At 70.6% G+C, this 25253-nt stretch carries 18 protein-coding genes; 8 read left to right on the top strand and 10 right to left on the bottom strand.

From position 1 onward, the window contains the following. Window position 1: 1 nt before the first annotated feature. The 5 genes from ACFWSK_RS01415 to ACFWSK_RS01435 form a co-directional block, all read right to left on the bottom strand. Window positions 2-1837: a heparinase II/III family protein gene (locus ACFWSK_RS01415; protein WP_383780357.1), complete on the bottom strand. Its 1836-nt coding sequence runs from the start codon at window positions 1835-1837 to the stop codon at window positions 2-4. Next, window positions 1825-2589: an SDR family NAD(P)-dependent oxidoreductase gene (locus tag ACFWSK_RS01420; RefSeq protein WP_383780360.1), complete on the bottom strand. Its 765-nt coding sequence runs from the start codon at window positions 2587-2589 to the stop codon at window positions 1825-1827. Before ACFWSK_RS01420 ends, ACFWSK_RS01415 begins: the two co-directional genes overlap by 13 nt. Window positions 2590-2642: 53 nt before the next feature. After that, window positions 2643-3560 (bottom strand): carbohydrate ABC transporter permease, encoded by a 918-nt coding sequence (locus ACFWSK_RS01425; RefSeq protein WP_383780362.1) that lies wholly within the window; start codon window positions 3558-3560, stop codon window positions 2643-2645. After that, on the bottom strand, window positions 3547-4383 hold the full coding sequence (locus ACFWSK_RS01430; protein WP_383780365.1) for a carbohydrate ABC transporter permease: 837 nt from the start codon (window positions 4381-4383) through the stop codon (window positions 3547-3549). Before ACFWSK_RS01430 ends, ACFWSK_RS01425 begins: the two co-directional genes overlap by 14 nt. Before the next feature lie 141 nt (window positions 4384-4524). Further along, entirely contained in the window at window positions 4525-5790 is a 1266-nt protein-coding gene (locus tag ACFWSK_RS01435; RefSeq protein WP_383780367.1) for an ABC transporter substrate-binding protein, read from the bottom strand. 225 nt (window positions 5791-6015) lie between these two features. Here ACFWSK_RS01435 and ACFWSK_RS01440 point away from each other — a divergent pair, with 225 nt between their 5' ends. Continuing rightward, entirely contained in the window at window positions 6016-7089 is a 1074-nt protein-coding gene (locus tag ACFWSK_RS01440) for a LacI family DNA-binding transcriptional regulator (RefSeq protein ID WP_383780370.1), read from the top strand. Between the two features lie 104 nt (window positions 7090-7193). On the opposite strand, the gene ACFWSK_RS01445 is transcribed toward ACFWSK_RS01440, so the two are convergent. Further along, window positions 7194-9086: a serine hydrolase gene (locus ACFWSK_RS01445; protein ID WP_383780373.1), complete on the bottom strand. Its 1893-nt coding sequence runs from the start codon at window positions 9084-9086 to the stop codon at window positions 7194-7196. Window positions 9087-9283: 197 nt separating this feature from the next. Between ACFWSK_RS01445 and ACFWSK_RS01450 the strand changes: the two genes are divergently transcribed. After that, entirely contained in the window at window positions 9284-10393 is a 1110-nt protein-coding gene (locus ACFWSK_RS01450; protein ID WP_383780376.1) for a nitronate monooxygenase, read from the top strand. Beyond that, a complete protein-coding gene (locus tag ACFWSK_RS01455) occupies window positions 10390-11940 on the top strand; it encodes an acyl-CoA synthetase (RefSeq protein WP_383780378.1) in 1551 nt (516 codons plus the stop codon). Before ACFWSK_RS01450 ends, ACFWSK_RS01455 begins: the two co-directional genes overlap by 4 nt. Before the next feature lie 6 nt (window positions 11941-11946). On the opposite strand, the gene ACFWSK_RS01460 is transcribed toward ACFWSK_RS01455, so the two are convergent. Further along, a complete protein-coding gene (locus ACFWSK_RS01460) occupies window positions 11947-13185 on the bottom strand; it encodes a GDSL-type esterase/lipase family protein (RefSeq protein WP_383780381.1) in 1239 nt (412 codons plus the stop codon). 122 nt (window positions 13186-13307) lie between these two features. After that, entirely contained in the window at window positions 13308-15719 is a 2412-nt protein-coding gene (locus ACFWSK_RS01465) for a penicillin acylase family protein (protein ID WP_383780384.1), read from the bottom strand. 151 nt (window positions 15720-15870) lie between these two features. Here ACFWSK_RS01465 and ACFWSK_RS01470 point away from each other — a divergent pair, with 151 nt between their 5' ends. The 3 genes from ACFWSK_RS01470 (at window position 15871) to ACFWSK_RS01480 (ending at window position 19130) form a co-directional block, all read left to right on the top strand. Beyond that, window positions 15871-17370 (top strand): acyl-CoA synthetase, encoded by a 1500-nt coding sequence (locus ACFWSK_RS01470; protein WP_383780387.1) that lies wholly within the window; start codon window positions 15871-15873, stop codon window positions 17368-17370. 313 nt (window positions 17371-17683) lie between these two features. Next, window positions 17684-18190 (top strand): sortase, encoded by a 507-nt coding sequence (locus ACFWSK_RS01475; RefSeq protein ID WP_383780389.1) that lies wholly within the window; start codon window positions 17684-17686, stop codon window positions 18188-18190. 166 nt (window positions 18191-18356) lie between these two features. Then, window positions 18357-19130, top strand: coding sequence for a class F sortase (locus ACFWSK_RS01480; RefSeq protein ID WP_383780393.1), 774 nt, complete (start codon window positions 18357-18359; stop codon window positions 19128-19130). An 83-nt stretch (window positions 19131-19213) separates the two neighbouring features. Here ACFWSK_RS01480 and paaK read toward each other — a convergent pair whose 3' ends face one another. Further along, a complete protein-coding gene (gene paaK, locus ACFWSK_RS01485; RefSeq protein ID WP_383780791.1) occupies window positions 19214-20503 on the bottom strand; it encodes a phenylacetate--CoA ligase PaaK in 1290 nt (429 codons plus the stop codon). A 267-nt stretch (window positions 20504-20770) separates the two neighbouring features. Between paaK and ACFWSK_RS01490 the strand changes: the two genes are divergently transcribed. Continuing rightward, on the top strand, window positions 20771-22153 hold the full coding sequence (locus ACFWSK_RS01490; RefSeq protein ID WP_383780396.1) for an alpha/beta fold hydrolase: 1383 nt from the start codon (window positions 20771-20773) through the stop codon (window positions 22151-22153). Between the two features lie 12 nt (window positions 22154-22165). Here ACFWSK_RS01490 and ACFWSK_RS01495 read toward each other — a convergent pair whose 3' ends face one another. Continuing rightward, window positions 22166-23806: an FAD-dependent oxidoreductase gene (locus tag ACFWSK_RS01495; protein ID WP_383780398.1), complete on the bottom strand. Its 1641-nt coding sequence runs from the start codon at window positions 23804-23806 to the stop codon at window positions 22166-22168. Between the two features lie 262 nt (window positions 23807-24068). On the opposite strand from ACFWSK_RS01495, the gene ACFWSK_RS01500 reads away from it, so the two are divergent. After that, entirely contained in the window at window positions 24069-25193 is a 1125-nt protein-coding gene (locus ACFWSK_RS01500) for a TcmI family type II polyketide cyclase (protein WP_383780400.1), read from the top strand. Window positions 25194-25253 lie beyond the last annotated feature (60 nt).

Genomic DNA, 25253 nt, shown 5'->3' on the forward strand with positions numbered 1-25253 from the left:
ATCAGCCCTCCGTCCGGAATCGTGCCGATGAGCCGTCGGCCAGTTCCACCGTCAGCTCCTCGCCGAGCAGACGTACCGCGCTCACCGCAGGACCGGCGGACGCCGCCTGGTAGACCGAGGCGAAGACGACCCGATCGGCGTCGGCGGTGAAGTCGACCCGGGTGCGCGTCCGCTGGGGGTCGTCGGCAGGCCCGGGGCCCGGTGCCGTCACCGGACGGACCGGCACCCCGCTCGTGTGCGTGTGCCAGCCGTGCAGGGTCTCCTCGCCGTACCAGGTCGTGCGCAGGGGCCCCGCGGCCTGGACCTGGACGTCCAGCGCGGTGCCGGGGCGCAGCTGCGCCGTGATGCGGCGGGGCTCCGGTCCCGTGACCGTCAGCAGGTCCACCAGATAGCAGGAGCCGAGCGCGACGCGCCGGACCGCGCGTACTCCCTCGTACGCCGCTGTCACCTCGGCGGTCACCGAGCCGGCACACGAGCTGTCGCCCGGGGCGCCGCCCGAGTCTCCACCCGGGCCGTCGTCCCAGGCGAGCAGTGTGCCCGTGCACTCGGCCTGTTCACCGCCGTCGACCCGGAACGCCGGATGGGCGGCGGCCGAGGCGTACAGCTCGCGGAACTCGGCGTGGGCGTAGGGCACCTGACCGGGATCGGGCTGCCACGGGGTGTTGTCCCCGTACAGGTACAGCGACAGCTTGTCGCGATGCCCGTGCGAACCGCCGTGCGGGCCGAAGTCCAGCAGGGCGTGGACGCCCGCGCCGCGCAGCACCCCGTATCCCGCGGACGGGAACACCGTGACCGGGCCGGGCACCGCACGCTCGGGAAGCGGCGGGCCCGCGAACCAGCCGCCCAGCTCGCCGTCCAGCCCGTCGTCCGCCGGACCGAGCTCCGTCCTGGCCCGCGCCGCCACCGCGTCCAACGCGGCCGATGGCGCCAACTGCTGGGCGAGTGAAACCAGTTCGAGCCACTCAAGAGCGAGCGGGCCGCGCAGATACGGCCCGTCGTGGAGCGCGGGCAGGATGCCGCCCGGCGTGGCGATCGTCGCCAGTACATCCGTCATCCCGGCCAGCACGTCCAGCACGTCGGACGGTATGTCCGAGGGGTCGGTGGAGCGCAGCGCCAGCAGCGCGGCCCGCAGCACGAACCCGTGGTAGTACGTGCTGCCCTCCCACTCCCAGCCGTCCTCGGCCACCGCGACCCGCAGATGCGCGTACAGGCCGTGCTCGCCCGCCAGCCACCGCTCGCCGCCGTCCCAGTCCCGGCCGCGCACGGCCGCGGCCGCCCGGCTCGCCGCGCCACCCGCCGCGTTGAGCCACGCCGTGTAGTTGGACGCGAGCTGCCCCTGACCCGTCAGCACGGCGCGGGCGTCCAGCGCCGCCCGCTCCAGCTCGTCAAGCAGCGGAAGGACCGCGTGCAGTTCGTCCGTGCCCTTCTCAGCGAGCGTCATCACCGTGTGCCCGATGTTCACCGCCCAGATGGCGTCCGTCAGCGCCTGATGGAAGAGCCGGCCCCGCAGCATCCAGGTCTGCGCCTCGCCGTGCCGCTCGGTGGCGAGCTCCGCGTACAGACCGGCGTACTCCACGAGCCGCGCGACCGTCTCCGCGCGCTCGCCCCGGTGGGCGAGCACCCGCAGGTGCCGCGCCCACGCCTGGTGCGACAGCACCAGCCAGGCACCCCGCACCGCCTCGTCGTCCACCCGGCAGCCGTGCGCGCACCGCGCACCGCCGTCCGGGAAGACCCCGGCGAGCAGATCACCGTGGTCGAGCTCCACGCCGTGCGCGGGGCAGACGTACGCGTGCCACCAGCCGCCCCGCTCGCGCGCGATGCGCCTCAACGCGGCCATACGCCACCGTCGATGTCGACCGTGGTGGCGGTGAGGAAGCCGGACGTGGGGGAGGCCAGGTGGACGACCGCCGAGGCGACGTCCTCGGGGGTCCCCGCCCGGCCGACCGGGATGCCGGCCTCCATGGACTGCTGGGCCTCGGGCGCGGTGAACGTGTCGTGGAAGGCGGTGCCCTTGATGAAGCCGGGCGCGACGGCGTTGACCGTGATGCCCGTGCCGGCCAGTTCCTTGGCCAGGCCCTTGGTGAAGCCGCGTACGCCTGCCTTGGCGGCCGCGTACGCGACCGAGCCGGGGCCGCCGCCGTTGTGCGCGGCCAGCGAGGACATCGTGATGATGCGGCCCGCGGACGACTTCGTCAGATGGGGGAGAGCGGCCCGTACGGTACGGAACGCCGACGTCAGGTTGACGGAGACGACCTGCTCGAAGTGGTCGTCGGTCATCTCGGAGATCTTCGCGCGGCCGATCAGATGACCCGCGTTGCAGACGAGGACGTCCAGGCCGCCGAGGAAGCCGGCCGCCTCCTCGACGAGACGGTCCACGTCCGAGGTCACCGTCACATCGGCCTTGAGCGCCTTCGCCCTGCGGCCACGTGCCTCGATCGCGGAGACAGTCTGCGCGGCCTCGTCGGCGGAGGAGTGGTAGTGGACGGCGACATCGGCGCCGGCCTCGGCAAGGGCGACGGCGATGGCCCGGCCGATGCCGTGGCCCGCCCCCGTCACCAGTGCGCGGGAACCGTTGAGATCAGCAGACATGGGTGAAGCCCTTTCGATCATTCGATAGCCGGTCACAGGGGGACCGGCACCGGTCACTTGAGACCGGCGGTTGCGAAGCCCTGCACGAAATAGCGCTGGCCGATGAGGAAGAGCACGACCATGGGGAGGGTGGCCAGCGTGGTGCCGGCCATCAGGAAGTGCCATTGGGTGCCGTTCTCCGTCTTGAAGACGGAGAGCCCCACCTGGATCACCCGCAGACTGTCGGTGCGGGTCACCAGCAGCGGCCACAGGAAGTTGTTCCACGAGGACTCGAAGGTCAGCAGCGCCACCGTGGTGAGCGCGGGCTTGACCTGCGGCGTCATGATCCGGGCGTAGATCCGGAACTCACCGAGCCCGTCGAGCCGCGCCGCCTCCTCCAGCTCCACCGGCAGGTCCAGGTAGAACTGCCGGAAGAGGAAGACCGCGAACGGGGTGACGGCGCCCGGGATGATGAGCGCCCACCAGGTGTCCAGCCACCCGCTGCCGCCCTGGCCGAGGATGTCGTTGCCACCGGCCAGTGGCATGAAGCGGACGATCAGGAACTCCGGCAGCACCTTCGTGTACGTCGGGATCATCAGCGCCGCGATGAAGAGGAGGAAGATCACCTCGCTGCCGCGGAACTTGATCCGCGCCAGCGCGTATCCCGCCATCGACGCCACCAGCACGTTGAGCACCGTGTGGCTGATCGCGATGACGAAGCTGTTGCGGGCGTACGTGGCGAACGGAGCCGCCTTCAGCGCGTCGAGGTAGTTCCCGAACTCCCAGTGCTCCGGCAGCAGTCCGGCATCCTGCGAGGCGATCTCCACCGGCGTCTTGAGCGAGGTCAGCACCATCCAGACGAACGGCACCACCATCAGCAGGGAGATCACGGACAGCGTCACGTAGAGCGCGATCCGTCCGGCGGACACGGGTGCGCGCCGCCGCCGCGGGTTCGTCGCGGGTGCCGGCTTGTGCAGCTCAGCTGTGGCCACGGGTGCCTCCCATGATCCGCCGGTTCACCAGGGTGAAGCCCATCAGCAGTACGAACAGCACCAGTGACTGCGCGCAGGCGTAACCGACGCGGAACTCCCGGAAGGCGGACTTGTAGATCTCATACGTCATCATCGTGGTGCTGTTGGCGGGTCCGCCGTCGGTGAGGATGTAGATCTGGTCGAACGACTGGAACGCGCTGATCATCGACGTGATGAGCACGAAGAACGTGGCGGGCTTCAGCAGCGGCAGCGTGATCGAGAAGAACTGCCGCACCTTGGACGCGCCGTCCACCGCCGCGGCTTCGTACAGCTCCTTCGGCAGGGACTGCAGCGCGGCCAGATAGATGAGCATCTTCATGCCGATGCCCTGCCAGATGCCGACCAGGATCACCGAGGGCATCGCCCAGGTCGTCGAGTTGAGCCAGGCCGGACCGTCGATGCCGAGGAACGCCAGCAGCGCGTTGAGCAGCCCGTTGCCCGGGTTGTAGATCCACAGCCAGACGAGGGCGATCGCGACGGTCGCCGTGACCTGCGGCAGGAACACCGCGGTACGGAAGATGCCGCGGGCCTTCAGACCGGTGTGCAGGGCCAGGGCCAGCAGCAGACCCAGCAGCATGCCGAACGGCACGGTGAAGAAGGTGTAGATGATGGTGTTGACGACGGACTTGCGGAAGACCGCGTCGTCCAGCATGTCCCGGAAGTTGTCCAGACCCACGAACTGCGGCGCCGTCAGCACGTCGTACTTCGTGAAGGCCAGGGCCACCGAGGCCACGACCGGCAGACCGATCCACAACGAGGCGTGCAGCAGCGCGGGCGCCACCATGAGCATGCCTGCCCGGCGCCGGCGCCGTCCCGGGCCCGTGGGGGCCCGGCCGGTGCGCTTCGGCGCCGCTTTCTCAGGGAGTGAAGGCGGCCGCGCGGGCCGTGCCTTCACCACGGATGTCGCTCCCACGGTTACGGGTCCTTACATCCGGCCGATCGCGGCCTCGGCGAGGCGGCCGAGCTCCGCGATGGCGTCCTTCGCCGACTGGTTGCCCACGATCGCGGGCTCCAGCGTCGGCTTGATCTTTTCGCGGATCTCCATCCAGGCCGCGGTGCCGCCCTCGGAGACGGCGTGCTCCAGGCTCCGCAGCGAGAGATCGACGAACTGGTTCTCCTTCACGTAGCCGGTGTCGTTCAGGTCCCGCAGGCCGGGCACCGAACCGCGCTGCTCGGCCGCGCCGAGGATCGACTCGGGTGAGGCGAGGTACTCGACGAGTGCGAGGGCCGCCGCCGGGTGCCTGGAGCTCGCGGAGCGGGAGACGAGCGTGCCGCCCTGGAGCATCGCGGGCCTGCGGTTGGTGAGGACGAACGCACCCAGCTTGTCGTCCTCGATCAGCTCGGGGTTCTGGTCCGTGACCTGCTTCCACAGGGCGCTGGTCGACATCATCATCGACGCCTTGCCGGTCTGGACGTTGGAGGGCGAGCCGGCGTCCGTCTTCTTCGCGTAGTCGGCCGAACCGTCCTTGACCAGGTCCTTGAAGAACTGCAGCGCCTCGACCCCGCGGGAGTCGGTGAACAGCACCTTCTTGCCGTCCTCGCTGAACAGCCGACCGCCGTTGGCGAAGAGGAAGGTCTCCCAGCACTGGCGCAGGTCGATGGAGAACGGGTCGAAGCCGATCCTGTCGCCCGTCGTCAACTGCTTCGCCACGGCGCGCAGTTCCGCCCAGGTGGCCGGGGTCTTCTTGATGCCGGCCTCGGCGAAGTGGTCCTTGCGGTAGACCACGATGCGGGTGTCGAGGACGACCGGCAGGGCGTACAGCCTGCCGTCGTGACGCGAGGGGTCCAGTACCCGCTCCTCGTAGTCGTGCGCGGTGGCCAGCTTCTCCGGCAGCTCGGCGATCGCCTTCTTGGCCGCGAAAGGGGGTATCCAGCCGACCCCCATCATCAGCACGTCTGGCAGCAGCCCGCCCGCGAGACCGGTGGTGATCTTCTCGTTGAGCTGGGCGTACGTGGTGTAGTCCACGTTCACCTTGACGTCCGGATACTTCTTCCGGAACCCGCCGAGGATCTTCTGCTCCAGCAGGGTCTTGCCGTCGGAGCCTTCGAAGATCGGGGTGAGCAGCGTGATCTCGCCCTCGGCCGGTCCGTCGGCCGAGCCGGACGCGGTGGAGCCGGTGCCGCAGCCCGTGAGGGCGGCGGCGGTACCCGCGCCGATGACAGCGAGCAGTGACCGTCTGTTGAGTTCCATGAGACACCCCTTTTGAGGTGGAGGCTGTGGATCGATCCAGTCATGTCACCCCAGGTATGGCTGGGAAGCGCTGGTAAATCGATGCACTGATGCTAGGAACGCCGTGAGAGTGACGTCAACAGCTGATGCACAAGAATTTTCAGGGATGTTAACGGGTGTACCGGTGGAGTGCATTCAGTAAATCGGTACACTAGACTCGTAGCGGCGTTCCGAACCGGAGGTGGCATGAGCGGGGTAACGATTCATGAGGTCGCGGCGGCGGCAGGGGTGTCGGCCAGTACGGTCTCCAACGTCCTCAACGGGCGAACCGACCGTATGCAAGCGGCCACCCTGGCCCGCGTCGAACAGGCCATTGAACGGCTCAGCTACCGGCCGAACCGGGCCGCGCGGATGCTGCGCACCGGCCGGATCAAGGTCATCGGCCTCATCGTGCCGTCCGTCGCGAACCCCTTCTGGGGCTCCCTCGCCCGCGAGTTGGAGGCCATCGCGCTCGCCGAGGGGTATCACGTGCTGCTCTGCAACAGTGAGCGCGACCCGGCCCGTGAACTCAAGTACGGCGAGGAGCTGCTCGCGGACGGAGTGAGCGGAGTGGTGCTCTGCTCCTCGCTGCCCTCGCTGGACCATATGGCGCCCCTGCTCAGCCGGGGTCTGAAGATGGTCGCCTTCGACCGCACGGCGCAGGCGGGCGACCCGGCGTCGCTGGCCAGCATCAGCGTGGACAACGCGATGGGCGCCGAGCTCGCGACGCGTCATCTCATCGAACTCGGCCACCGCAGGCTGGCGTTCGTCTCGGGCTCGGTAAACAGCGTCAACCGCCGTGAGCGCCTGCGCGGATTCCGGGCGGCCCTTGAGTCGGCGGGTCTCGACCCGGCCGACGCGATCGTCTGGCCGGGCGCCGAGACGACCGAGTTCGGCGACAAGGACGCCGCCGAGCTGGGGCGCAACGCGGCCCGGGAGCTGCTGTCCGGGCCGCGTCCGCCCACCGCGTTCGTCGCGATCAACGACATGTGCGCGATCGGCATCTGCCGGGGCGCCAAGGACGCGGGGCGCACCGCGGGGCAGGACGTTTCGGTCGTGGGTTTCGACGACATCCTGCTCGCCGACCTCTTCGAACCGCCGCTCACCACCGTCCGTCAGCCGCTGCCGGAGATGGCCGCGGAGACGTTCCAGCAGCTGCGCGCCCGGATCGACTCGGCGCCGGTCGCCGGGCGCTCCCTGCTGATCCGCCCCCGCCTGGTGGTACGGGAGTCGACGGCCCGGGTGGAGGTGCCGGCCCCCACGCCCGAGCCGGTGGCCTGAGGCGCGGGCCCGCCCGGCGCCGCTCTCCTCGGTCTCCCCCATACCCATAGCCCTGAAGGCATGGGGACCCCTCGACGGGTTTGGCCGCGCCCCGGACGCCGCCCTCAGTCCGCCGACACCGTCCAGCCCACCGCCTCGATCCGCCGCGCATCGCTGGGCCGGGCCTCGTTGAACAGTGCGCGGTCACCGTCCTCGACGCGGATGGAGTCCACGTACACACCGCGTCCCACGTACAACCGGTCCGTGCTGTACCGCCAGCGCAGCCGGACCTCCGTCCCGCGCCAGGCCGACAGGTCCGCGTCGAGACGGTGCCAGACCCGGCCCGACCAGCCGGACGCGGAACCCGTGGGGTGCGGTACGGGACGCGTGTCCCGCGCGTCGTCCGTGCGCAGCGTCGTGAACGGAACCGGCTGCCAGCTCACGCCCGCGTCCGCCGATGCCTCCAGGTACATCCCGTCGGACCCGGGCTCGGTGTCCCACCACAGCGCGCAGCTCAGCCGGGACCGGTCCGAAACCGGGCGCAGCGCGGGCAGCGACAGCGTGGCGGTCGTGGTGCTCGCCATCCCCGAGAACCAGGCCGTGCGCCCCGTCGCGGGAGGGACGGCGACGGCCCTCGCCATCTGGTTCGCGGTCGCCACCCGCGGCGCACTGCCCGACCGCCAGCCGCGCACGGGGTGGACCGAGTTGCCGAGGACGATCAGGAAGGAGTCCGTCGTCGGGTCCAGGACGAGGCTGGTCCCCGTGAATCCGGTGTGCCCGGCGCTGCGCGGCGTCGCCATCGCGCCCATGTACCAGTGCTGGTACAGCTCGAAGCCGAGACCGTGCTCATCGCCGGGGAACGCGGTGTTGAAGTCGGTGAACAGCAGCTCCACCGAGTCCTCGCTGAGGATGCGGGACCTGCCGTAGACACCGCCGTTGAGCAGCGTCCGGGCGAGAACGGCGAGGTCCCAGGCGCATGAGAAGACGCCGGCGTGGCCCGCGATCCCGTCCAGGCTGAACGCGTTCTCGTCGTGGACCTCGCCCCATACGAGGCCGCGCTCCAGGCCCGACCAGGGCAGCCGGGCATCCTCGGTCGCGGCGATCTTCGGCTTCCAGGACGCGGGCGGGTTGTACCGGGTGCGGTGCATCCCGAGCGGAGCGGTGATCTCTTCGCGGAGCAGGACATCCAGGGCGCGACCGGTGATCTTCTCCAGCACCAGTTGCAGCGAGATCAGATTGAGGTCGGAGTACAGGTACGCGGTACCCGGCGCGCTGGCCGGCGCCTCCTTCCACAGCAGCCCCAGCTTGCCTTCCCGGGTCGGCTCCTTGTACAGCGGAATCCAGGCACGGAATCCCGAGGTGTGTGTGAGCAGCTGACGGATCGTGATGTCCTGCTTGCCGCCGCCCGCGAAGTCGGGAAGGTACGAGGCGACGGTCGCTTCCAGCTCCAGCGCGCCCCGCTCGATCTGCTGCACCGCCAGGATCGAGGTGAACAGCTTCGAGACCGACGCCAGGTCGAAGACCGTGTCCTCGGCCATCGCGATCTGCTGGTCCGCGGGGAACTCCACCCCGCTGTCGGTCTTCTCGTCGTACGCCGCGTAGCGCACCGCCTTGCCGATCGGCCGGTGCAGCGCCACCGTGCCGCCCCGCCCCGCGAGCAGCACCGCGCCCGCGTACCAGGGGTGCTTGGGGGAGTCGGCGAGATACCTCTCGGCATCGGCGACGAGCTGGTCCAGTGGCCCTTGGAGCAGTCCGGCGCGCTCGGCGGAGCCACGGCGCAACGTCGGCCGGCCCGAACCTGATCCCATGCCCGTACCGGCCTCCGACCCTGTGCCCGACACCTGCGCCCCGGACGCTCCCGCGTTCCGCTGCGCGCCTACCGCCGTCCCCGCGAAGGGAATCGGGGCGAGGGCGAGCGCGCCGCCCAGTGCCAGTATCCCGCCGCTCAGCCTCCGACGGCTGATTCCCGCGCCCGTCGCGTCCGTCGCGCTCTTCGCGTCCCTCGCGTTCTCGGTCATCCGGAACCCCTCTCCCACCCTGTAGAAGCACGTGCGCGAAAGTTACTTTCGAAATCCTGTCCGGCAATGAAACTTCCTGCCGCCGCAGAGATTACTGTCACCTCCGGCGCCCCGTACGCCCCTGACGGAACAAAGAATCTGACAAGGCGTCAGAAAACCTCTTCCCTCGCCCGCCCGGCTGCGGCATCCTGCCGCCCATGGAGACGGAGCTGAGCAGGAACCTCGGGATCGAGCACGCCATCTTCGGCTTCACGCCGTTCCCCGCAGTGGCCGCGGCCATCACCAGAGCGGGCGGACTGGGCGTACTCGGAGCAGTGCGCTACACCGCCCCCGACGACCTGGCGCGCGACCTCGACTGGATGGCGGCCCATGTGGACGGCAAGCCGTACGGCCTCGACGTCGTCATGCCGGCCAGGAAGGTGGAGGGGGTGACGGAGGCGGACGTCGAAGCGATGATCCCCGAGGGGCACCGCCGCTTCGTCCAGGAGACCCTGGCCAAACACGGGGTCCCCGAACTGCCCGAGGGCGAGGCGTCCGGCTGGCGCATCACCGGCTGGATGGAGGAAGTGGCCCGCAACCAGCTCGACGTGGCCTTCGGCCACCCGATCAAACTCCTCGCCAATGCCCTCGGCTCACCGCCCGCCGACGTCATCGCACGCGCCCACGACCACGACGTCCTCGTCGCCGCACTCGCCGGAAGCGCCAAGCACGCCCGCCGGCACGCCGAGGCGGGCATCGACATCGTCGTCGCCCAGGGATACGAGGCGGGCGGCCACACCGGCGAGATCGCCTCCATGGTGCTGGTCCCCGAGGTCGTCGACGCCGTCGGCCCCCTCCCCGTACTCGCCGCCGGAGGCATCGGCAGCGGCGAACAGATGGCCGCCGGACTCGCCCTGGGCGCCCAGGGCGTCTGGCTCGGCTCCCTCTGGCTCACCACCGAGGAGGCCGACCTGCACTCCCGCGCACTGACGCGCAAACTCCTCGCGGCGGGCTCCGGCGACACCGTCCGCTCCCGCGCCCTCACCGGGAAACCCGCACGCCAGTTGCGTACCGAATGGACCGACGCCTGGGACGACGAGGCAGGACCCGGCACCCTGCCCATGCCGCTCCAGGGCCTCCTGGTCGCCGACGCCGTGTCGAGAATCCAGAAGTACGAGATCGGGTCACTGCTCGGCACACCGGTCGGCCAGATCGTCGGATCGATGAACTCCGAACGGAGTGTGCAGGCCGTCTTCGACGACCTGACCCGCGGTTTCGAACGTGCCGTGGACCGCATCAACCGCATCGCCGGACGGAGCGCCACGTGAACCAGCCCCCCAACGGCTTCTGGGCCCAGGCCACCGCCGACCCCGGCCGTACGATCCTCATCGCACCCGACGGAGAGCGGTGGACGGCGGGCCGCCTGCACGCCGCGGCCAACCGCATGGTCCACGGGCTGCGTGCGGCCGGGCTGCGCAGGGGGGACGCGTTCGCCGTGGTCCTGCCCAACGGCGCCGAGTTCTTCACCGCCTACCTGGCCGCCACCCAGGCCGGTCTCTACCTCGTGCCCGTCAACCACCACCTCGTCGGCGCGGAGATCGCCTGGATCGTCTCCGACTCCGGCGCGAAGGTCCTCATCGCCCACGAGCGCTTCGCCGCCGCCGCGACCGCCGCCGCGGACGAGGCCGGACTCCCCGCGAGCCACCGCTTCGCCGTCGGCGGGCCCGACGGATTCCGCCCGTACGAGGAACTGCTCGGCGGACAGCCTGACACCCCGCCCGATGACCGCACCCTGGGCTGGGTCATGAACTACACCTCGGGCACCACGGGCCGCCCGCGCGGCATCCGCAGGCCGCTCTCCGGCAGACTCCCCGAGGAGAGCCATCTCGGCGGATTCCTCGCCATCTTCGGCATCAGGCCCTTCGACGACAATGTCCACCTGGTCTGCTCACCGCTCTACCACACGGCCGTACTCCAGTTCGCGGGCGCTTCCCTGCACATCGGGCACCCGCTCGTCCTGATGGACAAGTGGGCCCCGGAGGAGATGCTGCGCGCCATCGCCACGCACCGCTGCACGCACACCCACATGGTCCCGACCCAGTTCCACCGGCTGCTCGCCCTGCCTGCCGAGGTGCGGGAGCGGTACGACGTCTCGGCCATGCGGCACGCCATCCACGGGGCGGCGCCCTGCCCCGACCACGTAAAGCGCGCCATGATCGACTGGTGGGGCCGCTGTGTCGAGGAGTACTACGCGGCGAGCGAGGGCGGTGGCGCGTTCGCCACGGCGGAGGAGTGGCTGAAGAAGCCCGGCACCGTGGGAAGGGCCTGGCCCATCAGCGAGCTCGCCGTCTTCGACGACGAGGGCAACCGTCTCGCCGCCGGTCAACTCGGCACCGTCTACATGAAGATGAGTACCGGAGGCTTCAGCTACCACAAGGACGAGACCAAGACCGCGAAGAACCGCATCGGAGACTTCTTCACCGTCGGCGACCTCGGCATCCTCGACGAGGACGGTTACCTCTTCCTCCGCGACCGCAAGATCGACATGATCATCTCTGGTGGTGTCAACATCTACCCGGCCGAGATCGAGGCCGCCCTCCTCACCCACCCGGCCGTCGCCGACGCGGCGGCCTTCGGTATCCCGCACGCCGACTGGGGCGAGGAGGTCAAGGCAGTCGTCGAACCGGCGCAAGGGCGGGAACCCGGCGCCGGACTCGCCGCCGAGATCCTCAGCCACTGCGCAGAACGGCTCGCCGGGTACAAACGCCCCAAGAGTGTCGACTTCATCGCGGCGATGCCCCGCGACCCCAACGGGAAGCTCTACAAGCGACGCCTGCGCGAGCCGTACTGGGAGGGGCACACACGCGCCATGTGAACCCCGTCAGTCCGCCTGCGGACCCACGCCCTGGACGGTCAGCGGCCCGCCGTCCGCGAAGGCCAGTGCGGCGAAACGTTCACCGATGCGGCGGTGCGTCGCCGCGTCCGGGTGGAGCTCGTCGGGCAGCGGCAGTTCGGCGTAGTCGGCGGCGCCGTAGAGGTCTCGGCCGTCGAGGTAGTGCAGACGCGGGTCGTCGGCCGCCCGCTGCTCCACGATGCGGGCCAGCTCGTCCCGGACGACGTTGAGCGTCAGCTTCCCGGCGGCCCGTTCCGCCGGGTCGCCCGCCGCCACGAACCGGAGCGTCCCCGAGTCGAGGTTGGTGAGGTCGGGAGCACAGGGGCCGGGGGTGTCCTCGTGCATCGGACACAGGATGGGTGAGATGACCAGCAGGGGGACGGTGGGATGGCCCTCGCGGATGGTGTCGAGGAAACCGTGGACCGCCGGAGTGAAGGCCCGCAGACGCATCAGGTCGGTGTTGACCAGGTTGATGCCGATCTTCACGCTGATCAGATCTGCCGGAGTGTCCCGCATGGCGCGTGCGGTGAACGGGTCGAGCAGGGCGTTGCCACTCAGTCCGAGGTTGATCAGTTCCACCCCGCCCCGCAGCGCGGCCAGCGCGGGCCAGGTCGTGGTGGGGCTCGCGGCGTCGGAGCCGTGGCTGATCGAACTGCCGTGGTGCAGCCACACCTTGCGGCCGCGATCCGGCAGGGCCTCGACGGGGGCATCGGTGCGCAGGGCCACCAGGTGGGTGATCTCGTTCCAGGGGAGCCAGATCTCGATGTCCTTGAGCCGGTCGGGCAGACCGGAGAACCGGACGGTGCCGACCGGGCCGGGCCGGGATTCCGCAGCCCCCGTCGCCATGTCCACCATCAGGGCGTTGCCGCCGGTCGTATGGGCCCGGCCGGCCGGGCGGCCGTCGACGAGCAGGTCGTACACCCCGTCAGGGCGGGGCGGTGCGCCCTCGTAGCCCATCTTGGTGCGCAGCGTGTCCAGTTCGACGGCGGTCGCCCGGGTGCGGAACACCACCCGTACGCCGGAGGGCTGCGACTCCGCCATGGCCAGCAGGCCGTCGGCGAACTGCGCGCGGGCCCGTGCGGGCAGCCGGTGCGGCAGCACACCCTGCTCGGTGTGCTCCAGATCGAGCGCACCGCGCACGAGGCCGGCGGTGACGGGCGTGGTGATCCACCCGGTTCCCCCGTGCGGAAGGGGGCCCGGGGCGGGGTCGTCGTGCTGAGCGCTCATGATCCCAGGCTGACAACCGGAGATCCGATCCGCAATCGATTTCGCGGCTCTCCTGCGCAAGTACCGGACCGGGCCCGCCCGGCGGTTCGGTGCCGGGCGGGCCCCACGCGAAAGGCGAACCGCTACCGGCCCTCGCGCACCCGCACCACCCGCAGGCCGGGCGAGCGGGCGATGTCCTTCTCGCAGAAGCGGGACGTCACCCAGCGCTCGCCCGAGAACAGCTCCGTCTGGTCGCTGTAGTGCGGCGACCGGGCGTTCGAGGACTGGGAGTACGTGAGCAGGGTGCGCGCCACCGGGCACGCGCTGCCGTCCCAGCCGACCGCCTGTATGTAGCTGGAGCCGGCCGACACCTCGGTGTAGCCGCCGGCCGCCGCGTTCCACACGGGCTCGGTCTTGTTCCAGATGCCCAGCGACTCCGTACCGCCGCCGACGGGGACGCGCTTCCCGTTCCGTACGACGAACTGATGCCCGCCCAGCGGCGCGTCCAGCGCGATTCCGGAGGCCCGCAGTTCCTTCACCGTGTCGGCGAGCGCCGCGGTGACGCCCGGAGCCGATGTGTTGAGGGTGTGGGGTGTACGGACCGGGTCACCGGCGGAGAAGGGCACCTTCCAGAGCTGCGCCGCGGGCACGGCCGTCGCCTTGCGCCAGAAGCGGTCGAAGAGCAACGCGCCCCGGCTGTCGGTGTCCACGCTCCGGTCCCAGTCCCGCAGCACGGGGCAGGCCGCCGAGACGTCGACGGACGTACCGTCGCTGCCCGTCGCCACCCCGCCCGGCAGAGCCGCACAGGCGTCCGCGACGTCGGCGGCCACCAGGTCACCGGCGGGCGCCCGGTTGGCGAACTGCTGGTCCTGGAGGTCCGCGACGGTCAGCCGCCCCTTCCCGGCCAGGGCCGCCACGTCCTCGACCGCCCCGCGGGTCCGCATGGACCGCGGCGTGCCGATCGTCCCGAAGACCCGCTCGTAGCCGGTCAGCGGCTGCCCGGCGTGGGTCAGCCAGGCGCTGTCGTTGGAGTTCTCGACGTACGAGGTGTCCTTCAGCGTCGGCATGCGGCCCGGGCCGAAGATGCCGGGCTGCACCGCGTCCGGGTCGGAACCGAGCGCGCACTCGCTCCGCGACCCGTCCAGCACCGCGAGCCCCGACGAGGGGTAGGTGGCCCTGCCCAGTGCGGTGGAGCAGCGCTGTGCCAGGTCGTCGGTGATGCGCGGCAGCACCTGCGACTGGGAGAAGAACGAGTGCCCCGAGGAGTCGGCGGCGACCGTGTTCACCCAGGGCAGGCCCTGCGTACGGCGCAACGCGGACTCGATCCCGGCGGTGCTGCGCGCCCTGCTGAAGCCGAGCGCCGTGTCGGACGCGCGCAGGTTCGTCGCGTTGGGGTCGTTCAGCGCGTACGCGGCCGTCGCCGTCCACGGCAGCGGCAGCCCGGGACCCAGCGCGGTGACGACCGGGCCGTACCGGGTCCACCACTGGGTGCGGGTCACCGGGGCGCCGTCCTTCACGGGCGCCGTGACCGTGCGCTTCGTCATCCGCTCCGGCTTGCCGTCCACGAGGTAGACGGCCGGGTCCGCCGGATCGAGGGTCAGCTGATGCAGATTGAGCGTCACACCCGTCGCGACGGTGTGGCTCCACGCGATGTTCGCGTTGTGCCCGATCGACATGGTCGCCGAGCCCAGCAGCGAGGCACCGGCCACGTTCAGCTCGCCGGGGATGGTCTGCTGGGACTGCCAGAACCTGCGCCCGCCCTGCCACGGGTAGTGCGGATTGCCCAGCAGCAGCCCGCGTCCGTTCGCGGTCGTCGCGCCGTTGAACGCCACCGCGTTGGAGCCCATGTCCGCGTTCTGCGTGGACAGCAGACGCTGCGCCGCCTCGGCAGCGTCAGCCGGTGACACTCCGCGGGCCGCCGGGGCGGAGGCCGGGGGCCCGGCCGCCGTTATCCCGTCGATGCCACGCCCCTGCCCGCCGAGCACCGACAGGGCGTAACCGCGTGCGGCGACGTCGAGCTGGGTGACGGGACGTACCCACGAGGCCCCCCGGCAGGCCGGATCGGTGATCCGGTTCTGCGCGATCCACGCGTTGTACCCGGCCGCCCAGCCGCGCATCATCTCCTTCGCGTCACGGCTCGGCCCCTGCGGAGCGGGCAGCTTCAGGAGCTTCTCCACGGTGCCGCTCTCCCGCACCCCGCGGAAGTACAGATCGCTGGAGAGGTTCTTCGTCGCGGAGGAGAGCGAGCCGTCGGGCGCCGCGTCCGCGCCGAACCGCTCCGACCGCTCGCCGCGCACCGTGAGGAACCCGTCGGCCAGGACGCACACCTGGTCCGCCGCCTGTGCCCAGCCGGTACCGAAGCCCAGATTCGCGTAGTCCTTCGCCACGATGTGCGGGATGCCGTACTCGGTGTAGCGGATGACGGCGGACAGTCCGCCACCCGAGGGGTGCCGGCTCTGCGAGGTGCCGGCGGCGGCCGGTGGCAGCGACGCCGAGACGGTCAACAGGGCGAGACCGGAGACCGCGAGGAGTCTCAGACGATTACGGAGGTGCAAGGGTCCTCCCAACTGTGCGGGTGAGAAAGGCGACGGCCCGGGTGGTCGGGCGGCCACGCGCCACTCAGCCAGCACACCCATGTACCTGTCAACCGTCTGGTCGGTATCCCGGGTACTTGACCACGGGCACGGGGCCGCTCAGGATCACGCCATGACAGGTGTACGCAGCAGCACAGTCGACGGCGTCGTGACCCGCAGCGCACGGCGCACCCCCGAACGGACCGCGGTGCGGTACGCGGACCGGAGCTGGACCTACGCGGCACTGGACGCGGCGATCAGCACCGCCGCCGCCGTCCTGACCGGTGAACACGGGCTGCGCCCCGGCGACCGGGTCGCCGCCTACGCGCACAACTCCGACGTCTATCTGATCGGTTACCTCGCCTGTGCGCGGGCCGGGCTCGTGCACGTCCCCGTCAACCAGAACCTCACCGGTGACGACCTGGCGTACATCCTCGACCAGTCCGGCAGCTCGCTGGTCCTGACCGACCCCGCCCTCGCCGAGCGGCTCCCGGCGGCCCGTCCCGTACGCGCGCTCCGCGACGCACCGGACTCGCTCCTGGACCGTCTGAGCGATCCCCGCCCGTTCACCCCGGAGCGCGAGCCCGCCGCCGACGACCTGGTCCAACTGCTGTACACCTCCGGCACCACCGCGCTGCCCAAGGGCGCGATGATGACGCACGGCGCGCTCGTCCACGAGTACGTCAGCGCCGTCACCGCCCTCCAATTCGCCGCGACGGACCGGCCGGTGCACTCGCTGCCGCTCTATCACTCGGCCCAGATGCACGTGTTCCTGCTGCCGTACCTCGCGGTCGGCGCCGAGAACACCATCCTCGACGCCCCGGACGCGGGCCGGATCTTCGACCTGGTCGAGGCCGGACAGGCGGACAGCCTCTTCGCCCCGCCCACCGTCTGGATCGGCCTCGCCAACCGTCCGGACTTCGCCACCCGCGACCTCGGCGCGCTCCGCAAGGCGTACTACGGCGCCTCGGTCATGCCGGTGCCCGTCCTGGAACGGCTCAGGGAACGGCTGCCGGACCTCGCCTTCTACAACTGCTTCGGTCAGAGCGAGATCGGCCCGCTCGCCACCGTCCTCGGCCCCGACGAGCACGATGGACGGATGGACTCCTGCGGCCGCCCGGTGCTCTTCGTCGAGGCGCGTGTGGTCGACGAGGACGGCAAGGAGGTACCGGACGGGACGGCCGGGGAGGTCGTCTACCGCTCCCCGCAGCTGTGCCAGGGCTACTGGGACAAACCGGAGGAGACCGCGGAGGCGTTCCGCGACGGCTGGTTCCACTCCGGGGACCTGGCGGTGCGCGATGCGGAGGGCTTCTACACGGTCGTCGACCGGGTGAAGGACGTCATCAACTCCGGCGGGGTGCTGGTCGCCTCCCGGCAGGTCGAGGACGCGCTCTACACCCATCCCGCCGTGGCCGAGGCAGCGGTCGTCGGACTGCCGGACGACCGCTGGATCGAGGCCGTCACCGCCGTCGTCGTTCTGCGCGGCGAAGCCACCGAGAGCGAACTGATCGCGCACGCCCGCGAGAAGCTCGCCCACTTCAAGGCCCCGAAGAGGGTCTTGTTCGTGGACGAACTCCCGCGCAACGCCAGCGGGAAGATTCTCAAACGTGAACTGCGCGACCGGTTCGCGTAGCCCAGTCGCGCGTCGGTCCGGACGCTCGTTCCGGCGAGAGACCGGGCCGTCCTCCAGGCCGTCCTCCGGGCCGTCCTCCGAGCCGTCGGCACCCGCGCGGCTAGCCCGTTCGCCGCTCCTCCGGTGAGTCCTGCCCTGCGGCGGTCCGCGCCCCGGTGACCTGCGTAAACAAGGAGCCGCTGCGCCTGACGGAGTGACATGTGCGGCGTCATGTCATGTTGCGGATGTGACGGGCTGTCGGTTGCCTCGGAAGCGGAGAGCAGCAGAGGCGCCGCGCAGACAGGCCGGCCCCTGCACCCGTTGGAGGAACCTCATGCGCAACACACGAGTTGGTGCGGGTATCGGCATCGGCCTGGTCATCGGTGCCCTCGGTCTGTCGGCCCCGGCGGCTGTCGCCGTCGGCAGCCCCGCCAGTGACTCAGGCATTCACATCCGCTCGGGGAATGGCTCCCCGGGGTCCACGGTCACCGTCTCAACCAGGGCCTGTGGCTCCGAGACCTACGGCAAGGGCACGTCGGAGGTGGCAGGCGCATTCCACCTCTTCGCGGGCGACCGCAAGGGTGAGCTCGTCGGCACGTTCGAGATCCCGGAAGGGGCCGAGCCGGGCGTCGACACCGTCATCGTCAAGTGCCCGCCGCGGATCAAGATGACGTATACCTACAAGATCACCGACCGGGTCCCGACCGGTGCGGTCGCTGCCGGTTTCGGGGCCGCCTCGGACAAGGGCACCCAGCTGGCCGTGGGCGGTGTACTGATCGTCGGAGCCGCCGCCGGGGGCGTGATCAGGGTGCGCCGTCGCATGAGCGGCATCCGGACCTGACGGGCGCCGCTTCCCTCCGCACCGGCCCCCGGACGCCGTATCCGTCCGGGGGCCGCGAGGGTCCGGCGCCCGGTTCGTGCCCGGACCCGCGAGCCTGGGCCCGAACCAATCGACGTACCCCAGGCCCCCGCCACCCCACCCGCTGCGAAGCAGAGGCTCACACGCGATGGAAAAAGGGCGCACGACCAGCACGTCCCCCCACTCGTTCACCCCTTCGGCCAAGCATCTGGCCGTGGCACTGCTGGCGGGTACCGCGCTGGTGGTCAGTGGGACACGCGACGACAAGCCACCGCAGCCTTCGGCGGCCCAGGCATTCACCGCTCCCGCGGAACCCGCTCCGGGCCGTAGCGCCTCGGTCGCGCCCCCTGCCATCCAGCCGGCGCGGTCTTCGGTCGCCCAGTTGTTCACCGCTCCCGCGGTTCCCGCTCCGCCCCGCACCGTCCTGGCCGCGCCCCCCGCCGTCCAGCCGCTGCCCGCGTCGGATCCGGTGCGGATCCGGATCCCCGCCATCCGCGTGGATGCCCTCTTGACCGAGCTGGAGCTCGACGCGGCAGGGGCGCTGCAGCCCCCACCGGCCGACAACCCCGTTCTTGCCGGCTGGTACGGCGCGGGCACTGCTCCCGGCGCGGTAGGGACGGCCCTCGTCGCAGGGCATGTGGACACGCGCGTCGGCCCAGGCGTCTTCCACGCCCTCGGGTCCCTCACCAAGGGCGCCACCATCGACCTCGTCCGAGCAGACCTGAGCACCGCAGTGTTCACGGTCTACGCCGTGGAGGTCTACGCCAAGAAGGATTTCCCGGACAAGAAGGTCTACGGCCCTTCCCCCCGGCCGGAACTGCGGGTGATCACCTGCGGCGGCGGTTACACCAAGAAGACCGGTTACGAGAGCAACGTCGTGGTCTACGCGACGCTGACCGCGGTGAAGCGGCCGGCGTCCTAGGCCCTGCCGGGGCGGCGCTTCTCCCGGATCACCGCGCCGGCCAGATGGCGCACCGGGCCCGGAGCCAGGGTTCACGCGAGGGGTCAGGAGGCATCTCTCAGGTCGGCGATCCGCCTGATCTTGCCGACCGACCTCTCCAGCGATTCCGGATCCAGGATCTCGACCCCGACCGACACTCCGATCCCGTCCTTCACGGCCGCCGCGATGGACTGCGCGGCGGCAGCCCGCTCCTGCGGCGTGGCATCGGCCCGGGCCTCCGCGCGTACCGTCAGTGCGTCCAGCCGCCCCTGACGCGTCAGCCGCAGCTGGAAGTGGGGGGCCACTCCAGGCGTACGCAGCACGATCTCCTCGATCTGGGTCGGGAAGAGGTTCACCCCGCGGAGGATCAGCATGTCGTCGCTGCGCCCGGTGACCTTCTCCATCCTGCGGAAGACCCGGGCCGTACCCGGCAGCAGCCGCGTCAGATCCCGGGTCCGGTACCGGATCACCGGCATGGCCTCCTTGGTGAGGGAGGTGAAGACGAGCTCGCCCTCTTCCCCGTCGGGCAGGACCTCGCCGGTGAACGGATCAACCACCTCCGGGTAGAAGTGGTCCTCCCAGACGTGCAGTCCGTCCTTGGTCTCCACGCACTCCTGTGCGACACCCGGGCCCATCACCTCGGACAGTCCGTATATGTCGACCGCGTCGATCGCGAACCGCTCCTCGATCTCCCGGCGCATCGCCTCGGTCCACGGCTCGGCGCCGAAGATGCCGACCTTCAGCGACGTCGAACGCGGATCGACTCCCTGGCGCTCGAACTCGTCGAGGAGCGTCAGCATGTACGACGGCGTGATCATGATGATCTCGGGCCGGAAGTCCTGGATCAGCTGCACCTGGCGTGCCGTCAGGCCGCCGGATGCGGGGATGACCGTGCAGCCGAGCCGCTCCGCCCCGTAGTGCGCCCCGAGACCGCCGGTGAACAGCCCGTACCCGTATGCCACGTGCACCTTCTGGCCGGGACGGCCTCCGGCGGCCCGGATGGACCGGGCGACCACGTCGGCCCAGGTGTCCAGATCCCGGGCGGTGTACCCGACAACGGTGGGCCGGCCCGTGGTCCCGCTGGACGCGTGGATCCGTCGCACCTGGTCCTCCGGCACGGCGAACATGCCGAAGGGGTAGTTGTCGCGCAGATCGGCCTTGGCCGTGAACGGGAACCGGGCGAGATCGGCGAGCGTGCGGCAGTCCTCGGGCCGCAGACCGGCCTTGTCGAAGGCAGCACGGTAGAACGCGACGTTCTCGTACGCATGGCGGAGCGTGGCCCGCAGCCGCTCCAGCTGCAGCGTCTCCAGCTCCTCGCGGCCGAGTCGTTCCGCCGCGTCCAGCAGAGCCGTCATGCGGATGTTCCTCTCCTCGAACAGGCGACCGATCATTCGGTCGATCTTTCTGGGAGCAGTAATGCAGGATGCCGGGTGCCTGGCAAGGGGGAGAAGCGGTTCGGGGACCGGAGTGGTCACCACGGCCACGCCCCCCCGGCTCGCTCTCCCCCACCTGATTCGCTAAGAGCAGACGTGCCTGTACAGGCGTGCCGAAGCCGCGGATTCCGTCCGCAGAGGCCCACCGGACAGCCGCGACCGGCCGCCCGCCCTGTTTGGATGGCACGCATGCCGATCTTCCACGCGTACGACGGGACCGAACTCGCCTACCGGCTCGTGGGGGAGGGCGAGCCGCTGATCTGCCTGCCCGACGGTCCGATGCGGACCGGCAGCTGTCCCGGGGACCTCGGCGGACTCTCCGCAGCGCGTCGGCTGGTGCTGCCCGATCTGCGCGGCTCCGGCGACTCCGCGGCCCCGGACGACCCGGCGACGTACCGCTGCGACCGGCTCGTCGAGGACGTCGAGGCGCTGCGCGAACACCTCGGCCTGGAACGGATCGATCTGCTGGGCCACTCAGCGTCCGCGGACCTGGCGGCGCTCTATGCCGCCCGCTACCCGCATCGGCTGCTCACGCTCACCCTCGTCACACCCGGCACCCGCGCCGTCGGCATCGCAGTCACCGACGAGGACCGGCTCGATGCCTCCGGGCTGCGCAGCCATGAGCCCCGGGACGCCGAGGCGCGGTCGCTCCCTCACCAGGAAGGCTCCTTCGGTCCCGCAGCCACAGTCGACGCTCTGCGCAGGCTGCAAGCGCCGGTACTGGTCCTCGCGGGGGAGTACGACGGGAGCCCGACCCCGGACCGCGCCGCGGAGCTCGCGGCCCTCTTCCCGCACGGTGAGTTCGTCGTGCAGCGGGGTGCGGGGCACTTCCCGTGGCTCGACGACCCCGGTGCCTTCGCCCGGACAGTCCGCGCCTTCCTCGACCCCCGGGTCGACAACGTGCAGGCCGGCGGGATACGGATCGCGTACCGCGCCTGGGGCGAGCCGACGGCACCGCCCGTCGTTCTCGCTCACGGGCGCTGCGGCAGCAGCCGGGACTGGACGGTCATCGCCGAGCGGCTCGCCGCCGACCACCGGGTGTACGCCTTCGACTTCCGCGGACACGGCCTCAGCGAATGGACCGGCCGCTACTCCTTCGAGCTGTTCCGCGACGACCTGCACGCGTTCCTGGAAGCCCGCAATCTGTCCGGTGCCACGGTCGTCGGCCATTCGATGGGCGGTGTCGCCGCCTATCTGCTCGCGGAGCAGGAACCGGGACTGATCGGCAGGCTCGTCGTCGAGGACGCACCGCCACTCCATCCACTGGACCCGCCCCGCCCGCTCGTCGAACGGCCCGACGGGGAAATCGACTTCGACTGGCCGGTCGTGCCGGCCATCGATGCCCAGCTGAACGCCCCCGATCCGGTGGGGCGCGAACGCCTCGGCGAGATCACCGCCCCGACGCTCGTCATCGGCGGTGGTCCCCGCAGTCACATCGTCCAGGACCACCTTGCCAGGATGGCCGAGCAGATACCCGGCGGCCGGTTCGTCACCATCGACGCGGGACATCTCGTCCACACCGCCCGGCCGGACGAATTCCTCGCGGCGCTGAGGTCGTTCGGCATGGCGTGAGACTTCATCAGGTCAGGCCCGGCTCAGCACGGAGGTCATGACCTCGTGCAGCGTCGCCTCCGGGTCCGCCACGGACCCCGTCGCCCGCCAGGCCACGAAGCCGTCGGGACGTACCAGTACGGCTCCGTCCGCCGTCGTGCCGTGCGCCTCGGCCCAGTCGGCCCCGTTCTCGGGCTCAAGGTCGAAGCCCGGTCCGGTACCGACACCGAAGGCGTCGAGGCGCACCGACAGCCGGTCGGCGACGCGTGCCGCCGCCGGGCGCCACGCCGCATCCTTCGCGTCGCAGAGCAGGACGAAGGACTGTTCGTAGAGATCCAGGGTGGACTTCCGCTCGCCGGACTGAAGGACCCACAGGTGCGGTGCCCGGGTACCCGGTTCGCCCGTCAGCTCCATTCCCTCGGGTACGACGGGCAGTGCGGGGTCGACGCCCACCACGGCGCCCCGGACGTAGCGGTATCCCAGCGCCACCGTGAGCATTCCGCCCTTCCTCCCGCCGCCCGCGCCCGGTGCGGGCGCGTAGCCCGGGTGGCTGTGCTCTCCGGACCGGGCCGAGGCGCGTGCGCTCGTCGCCCTCGCCACCGGCAGGCGCTCCGCCTCGTACGTCTCGAGCAGCCCGGGGCCTGCCGCACCGTTGAGCACGGCGGCGAGCTTCCAGGTCAGGTTGTGTGCGTCCTGAATGCCGGTGTTGGAGCCGAACGCGCCGGTCGGGGACATCTCGTGGGCCGAGTCCCCGGCGAGGAAGACCCTGCCTGACGCGTATCGGTCCGCGACTCGTTCCGCAGCGTGCCACGGGGCCTTTCCGGTGATCTCGACGTCGAGACCGGGTGCGCCGGTCGCCGTGCGGATGTGCTCCGCGCACCGCTCGTCGGTGAAGTCCTCCAGCGTCTCGCCCCGGTCGGGCTGCCAGGGTGCGTGAAACACCCACTGCTCCTCGTTGTCCACCGGCAGCAGCGCACCCTCCGCCTCCGGGTTGGTCAGGTAGCACACGATGAAGCGCCGGTCGCCCACCACCGCGGCGAGCTGCCGGGACCGGAAGGTGATGCTCACGTTGTGGAAGAGGTCGCCGGGCCCCGACCGGCCGATGCGCAGCTGCTCCCGTACCGGGCTGCGAGGCCCGTCGGCCGCGATGAGGTAGTCCGCGCGCACGGTGGTGTGTACCCCGGACTCCCGGTTCTTCACCAGCGCGGTGACTCCTGTCCCGTCCGCGTCGAAGGAGAGCAGCTCGGTGGAGAACCGCAGGTCGCCCCCCTGCTCACGGGCGTGGGTCACCAGCACCGGTTCCAGATCGTTCTGGCTGCACAGGCACCAGCCGGTGGGGCTGAAGCGCGCGAGTGCGCCGCCGGGGTCGATTTCCTTGAACAGCCACTCCTGGTCGTCGCCGGTGAGCGACCCGGCCTGCAGGATGCCGTGGTTGGCCGCGAGGACCGAAGCGGCGCCCCGGATCCGAGGCTCCGCACCGGCGGTACGGAACAGCTCCATGGTGCGCACGTTGTTGCCCCGCCCCCTCGGGTGGGTCGAGGTGGCCGCGTGCTTCTCGACGAGCAGGTGCTCGATGCCGAGCCTGCCCAGGAAGAGTGAGGCGGACAGGCCCACCAGGGAGCCGCCCACGATGAGGACCGGTACCCGGAGGTCGACGTTCTCGTTTTCGTTCATTCAGTTGCTCCAGCTCGGACGCTCTGCGGATGCAGTGTCCATGCCCTTGTGCGAGCGTTTCGGACGTCGACTCACCTGAACGGTACATATTTCTGGCGCCACCCGTACCAGCGCCCCACGATCACATATAGGGAGCGTTGCCCGTGATGTGCGAGGCGGGCAGTACGCATCGGCCGGAGTCCCTCTCCGGCTCCACTGGAAACGACGGTTGACGAAGTGCCACCGGACGTGGCCACAGCACCGTCTCGAAGGAGAGCGAAAAATGACATCAACCCTCTCGGAACGGATCTCGCAGTCCGCCTTCGACGGCTCCAGGCTCCGGGTCGTTCTGCTGCTGGATCTCTACGACGGCGCCCAGAAGCAGTTCCTGGAGGCGTACGAGCACCTGCGCAACCAGGTGGCGTCCGTCCCCGGGCACATCAGCGACCAGCTGTGCCAGTCCATCGAGAACCCCTCGCAGTGGCTCATCACCAGCGAATGGGAGAGCGCGCCGCCCTTCCTCGCCTGGGTGAACAGCGAGGAGCACGTCCAGACCGTCCAGCCGCTGCACGGGTGCGTACGGGACACGCGGTCCCTTCGCTTCAGCGTCCTGCGGGAGACCGGTCCCACCACCGAGGAAGCGCCCGGGCCGGCCAAGGGCGGCCTCCAGTCCGCCCCCCGACTGGGTGACGGTGTGGTGCGCCACGCCCTCACCTTCACCGTCAAGCCGGGCAGCGAGGAGGCCGTCGCGAAGATCCTCGCCGACTACGACCCCCCGAAGGCGCGGGTCGACGAGAACACCCGACTGCGCCGCACTTCTCTCTTCATGCACGGCAACCGTGTCGTGCGGGCCGTGGAGGTCGAGGGCGACCTCCTGGCAGCACTGCGGCACGTCTCCCGGCAGCCCGAGGTCAGGGCCGTAGAGGAAGCCATCAACCCGTACCTGGAACAGGACCGGGACCTCTCCGATCCCGACTCCGCCCGGATGTTCTTCACCCGGGCCGCGCTCCCGACCGTGCACCACGTGGCGGCCGGCCGCCACGAGCCCAGGGACATCGAGCGGCACGCGCTGTTCTACCAGGCCAAGGAGGGGTGCGGCATGGCTCTTGCCCGGCTGCTCGCCGGCCAGGACGAGGATGCTGCCGACGACCCGACCAGCCCCATCGACAGCAGCACCATCTTCCAGCGCGACGACATCGTCGTCCGTCTGCTCGAGGTGAGCGGCCCGATCGCCGAGCAGCCCGCCCAGGTGCTCGGCGTCGACGGTGACCGCAAGGCAGCCGTGCTGGGACGTCTCCTCGACGACAGCGCGAACGCCGGCATGCCGATGTCCGAGCAGGAGGCCGCGCGATTCCTCGCGCGGTCCGAGATGCGCCTGATCACTGACCGCCGGGCCGCGGAGTCCTGAGCCGCGCGGCGGGACCACAGGGGGGCTGCCTCAACGCCGTCGTCACGGCCCGCAACGGGC

Source organism: Streptomyces sp. NPDC058620 (genome assembly GCF_042717135.1).
GTDB lineage: Bacteria > Actinomycetota > Actinomycetes > Streptomycetales > Streptomycetaceae > Streptomyces.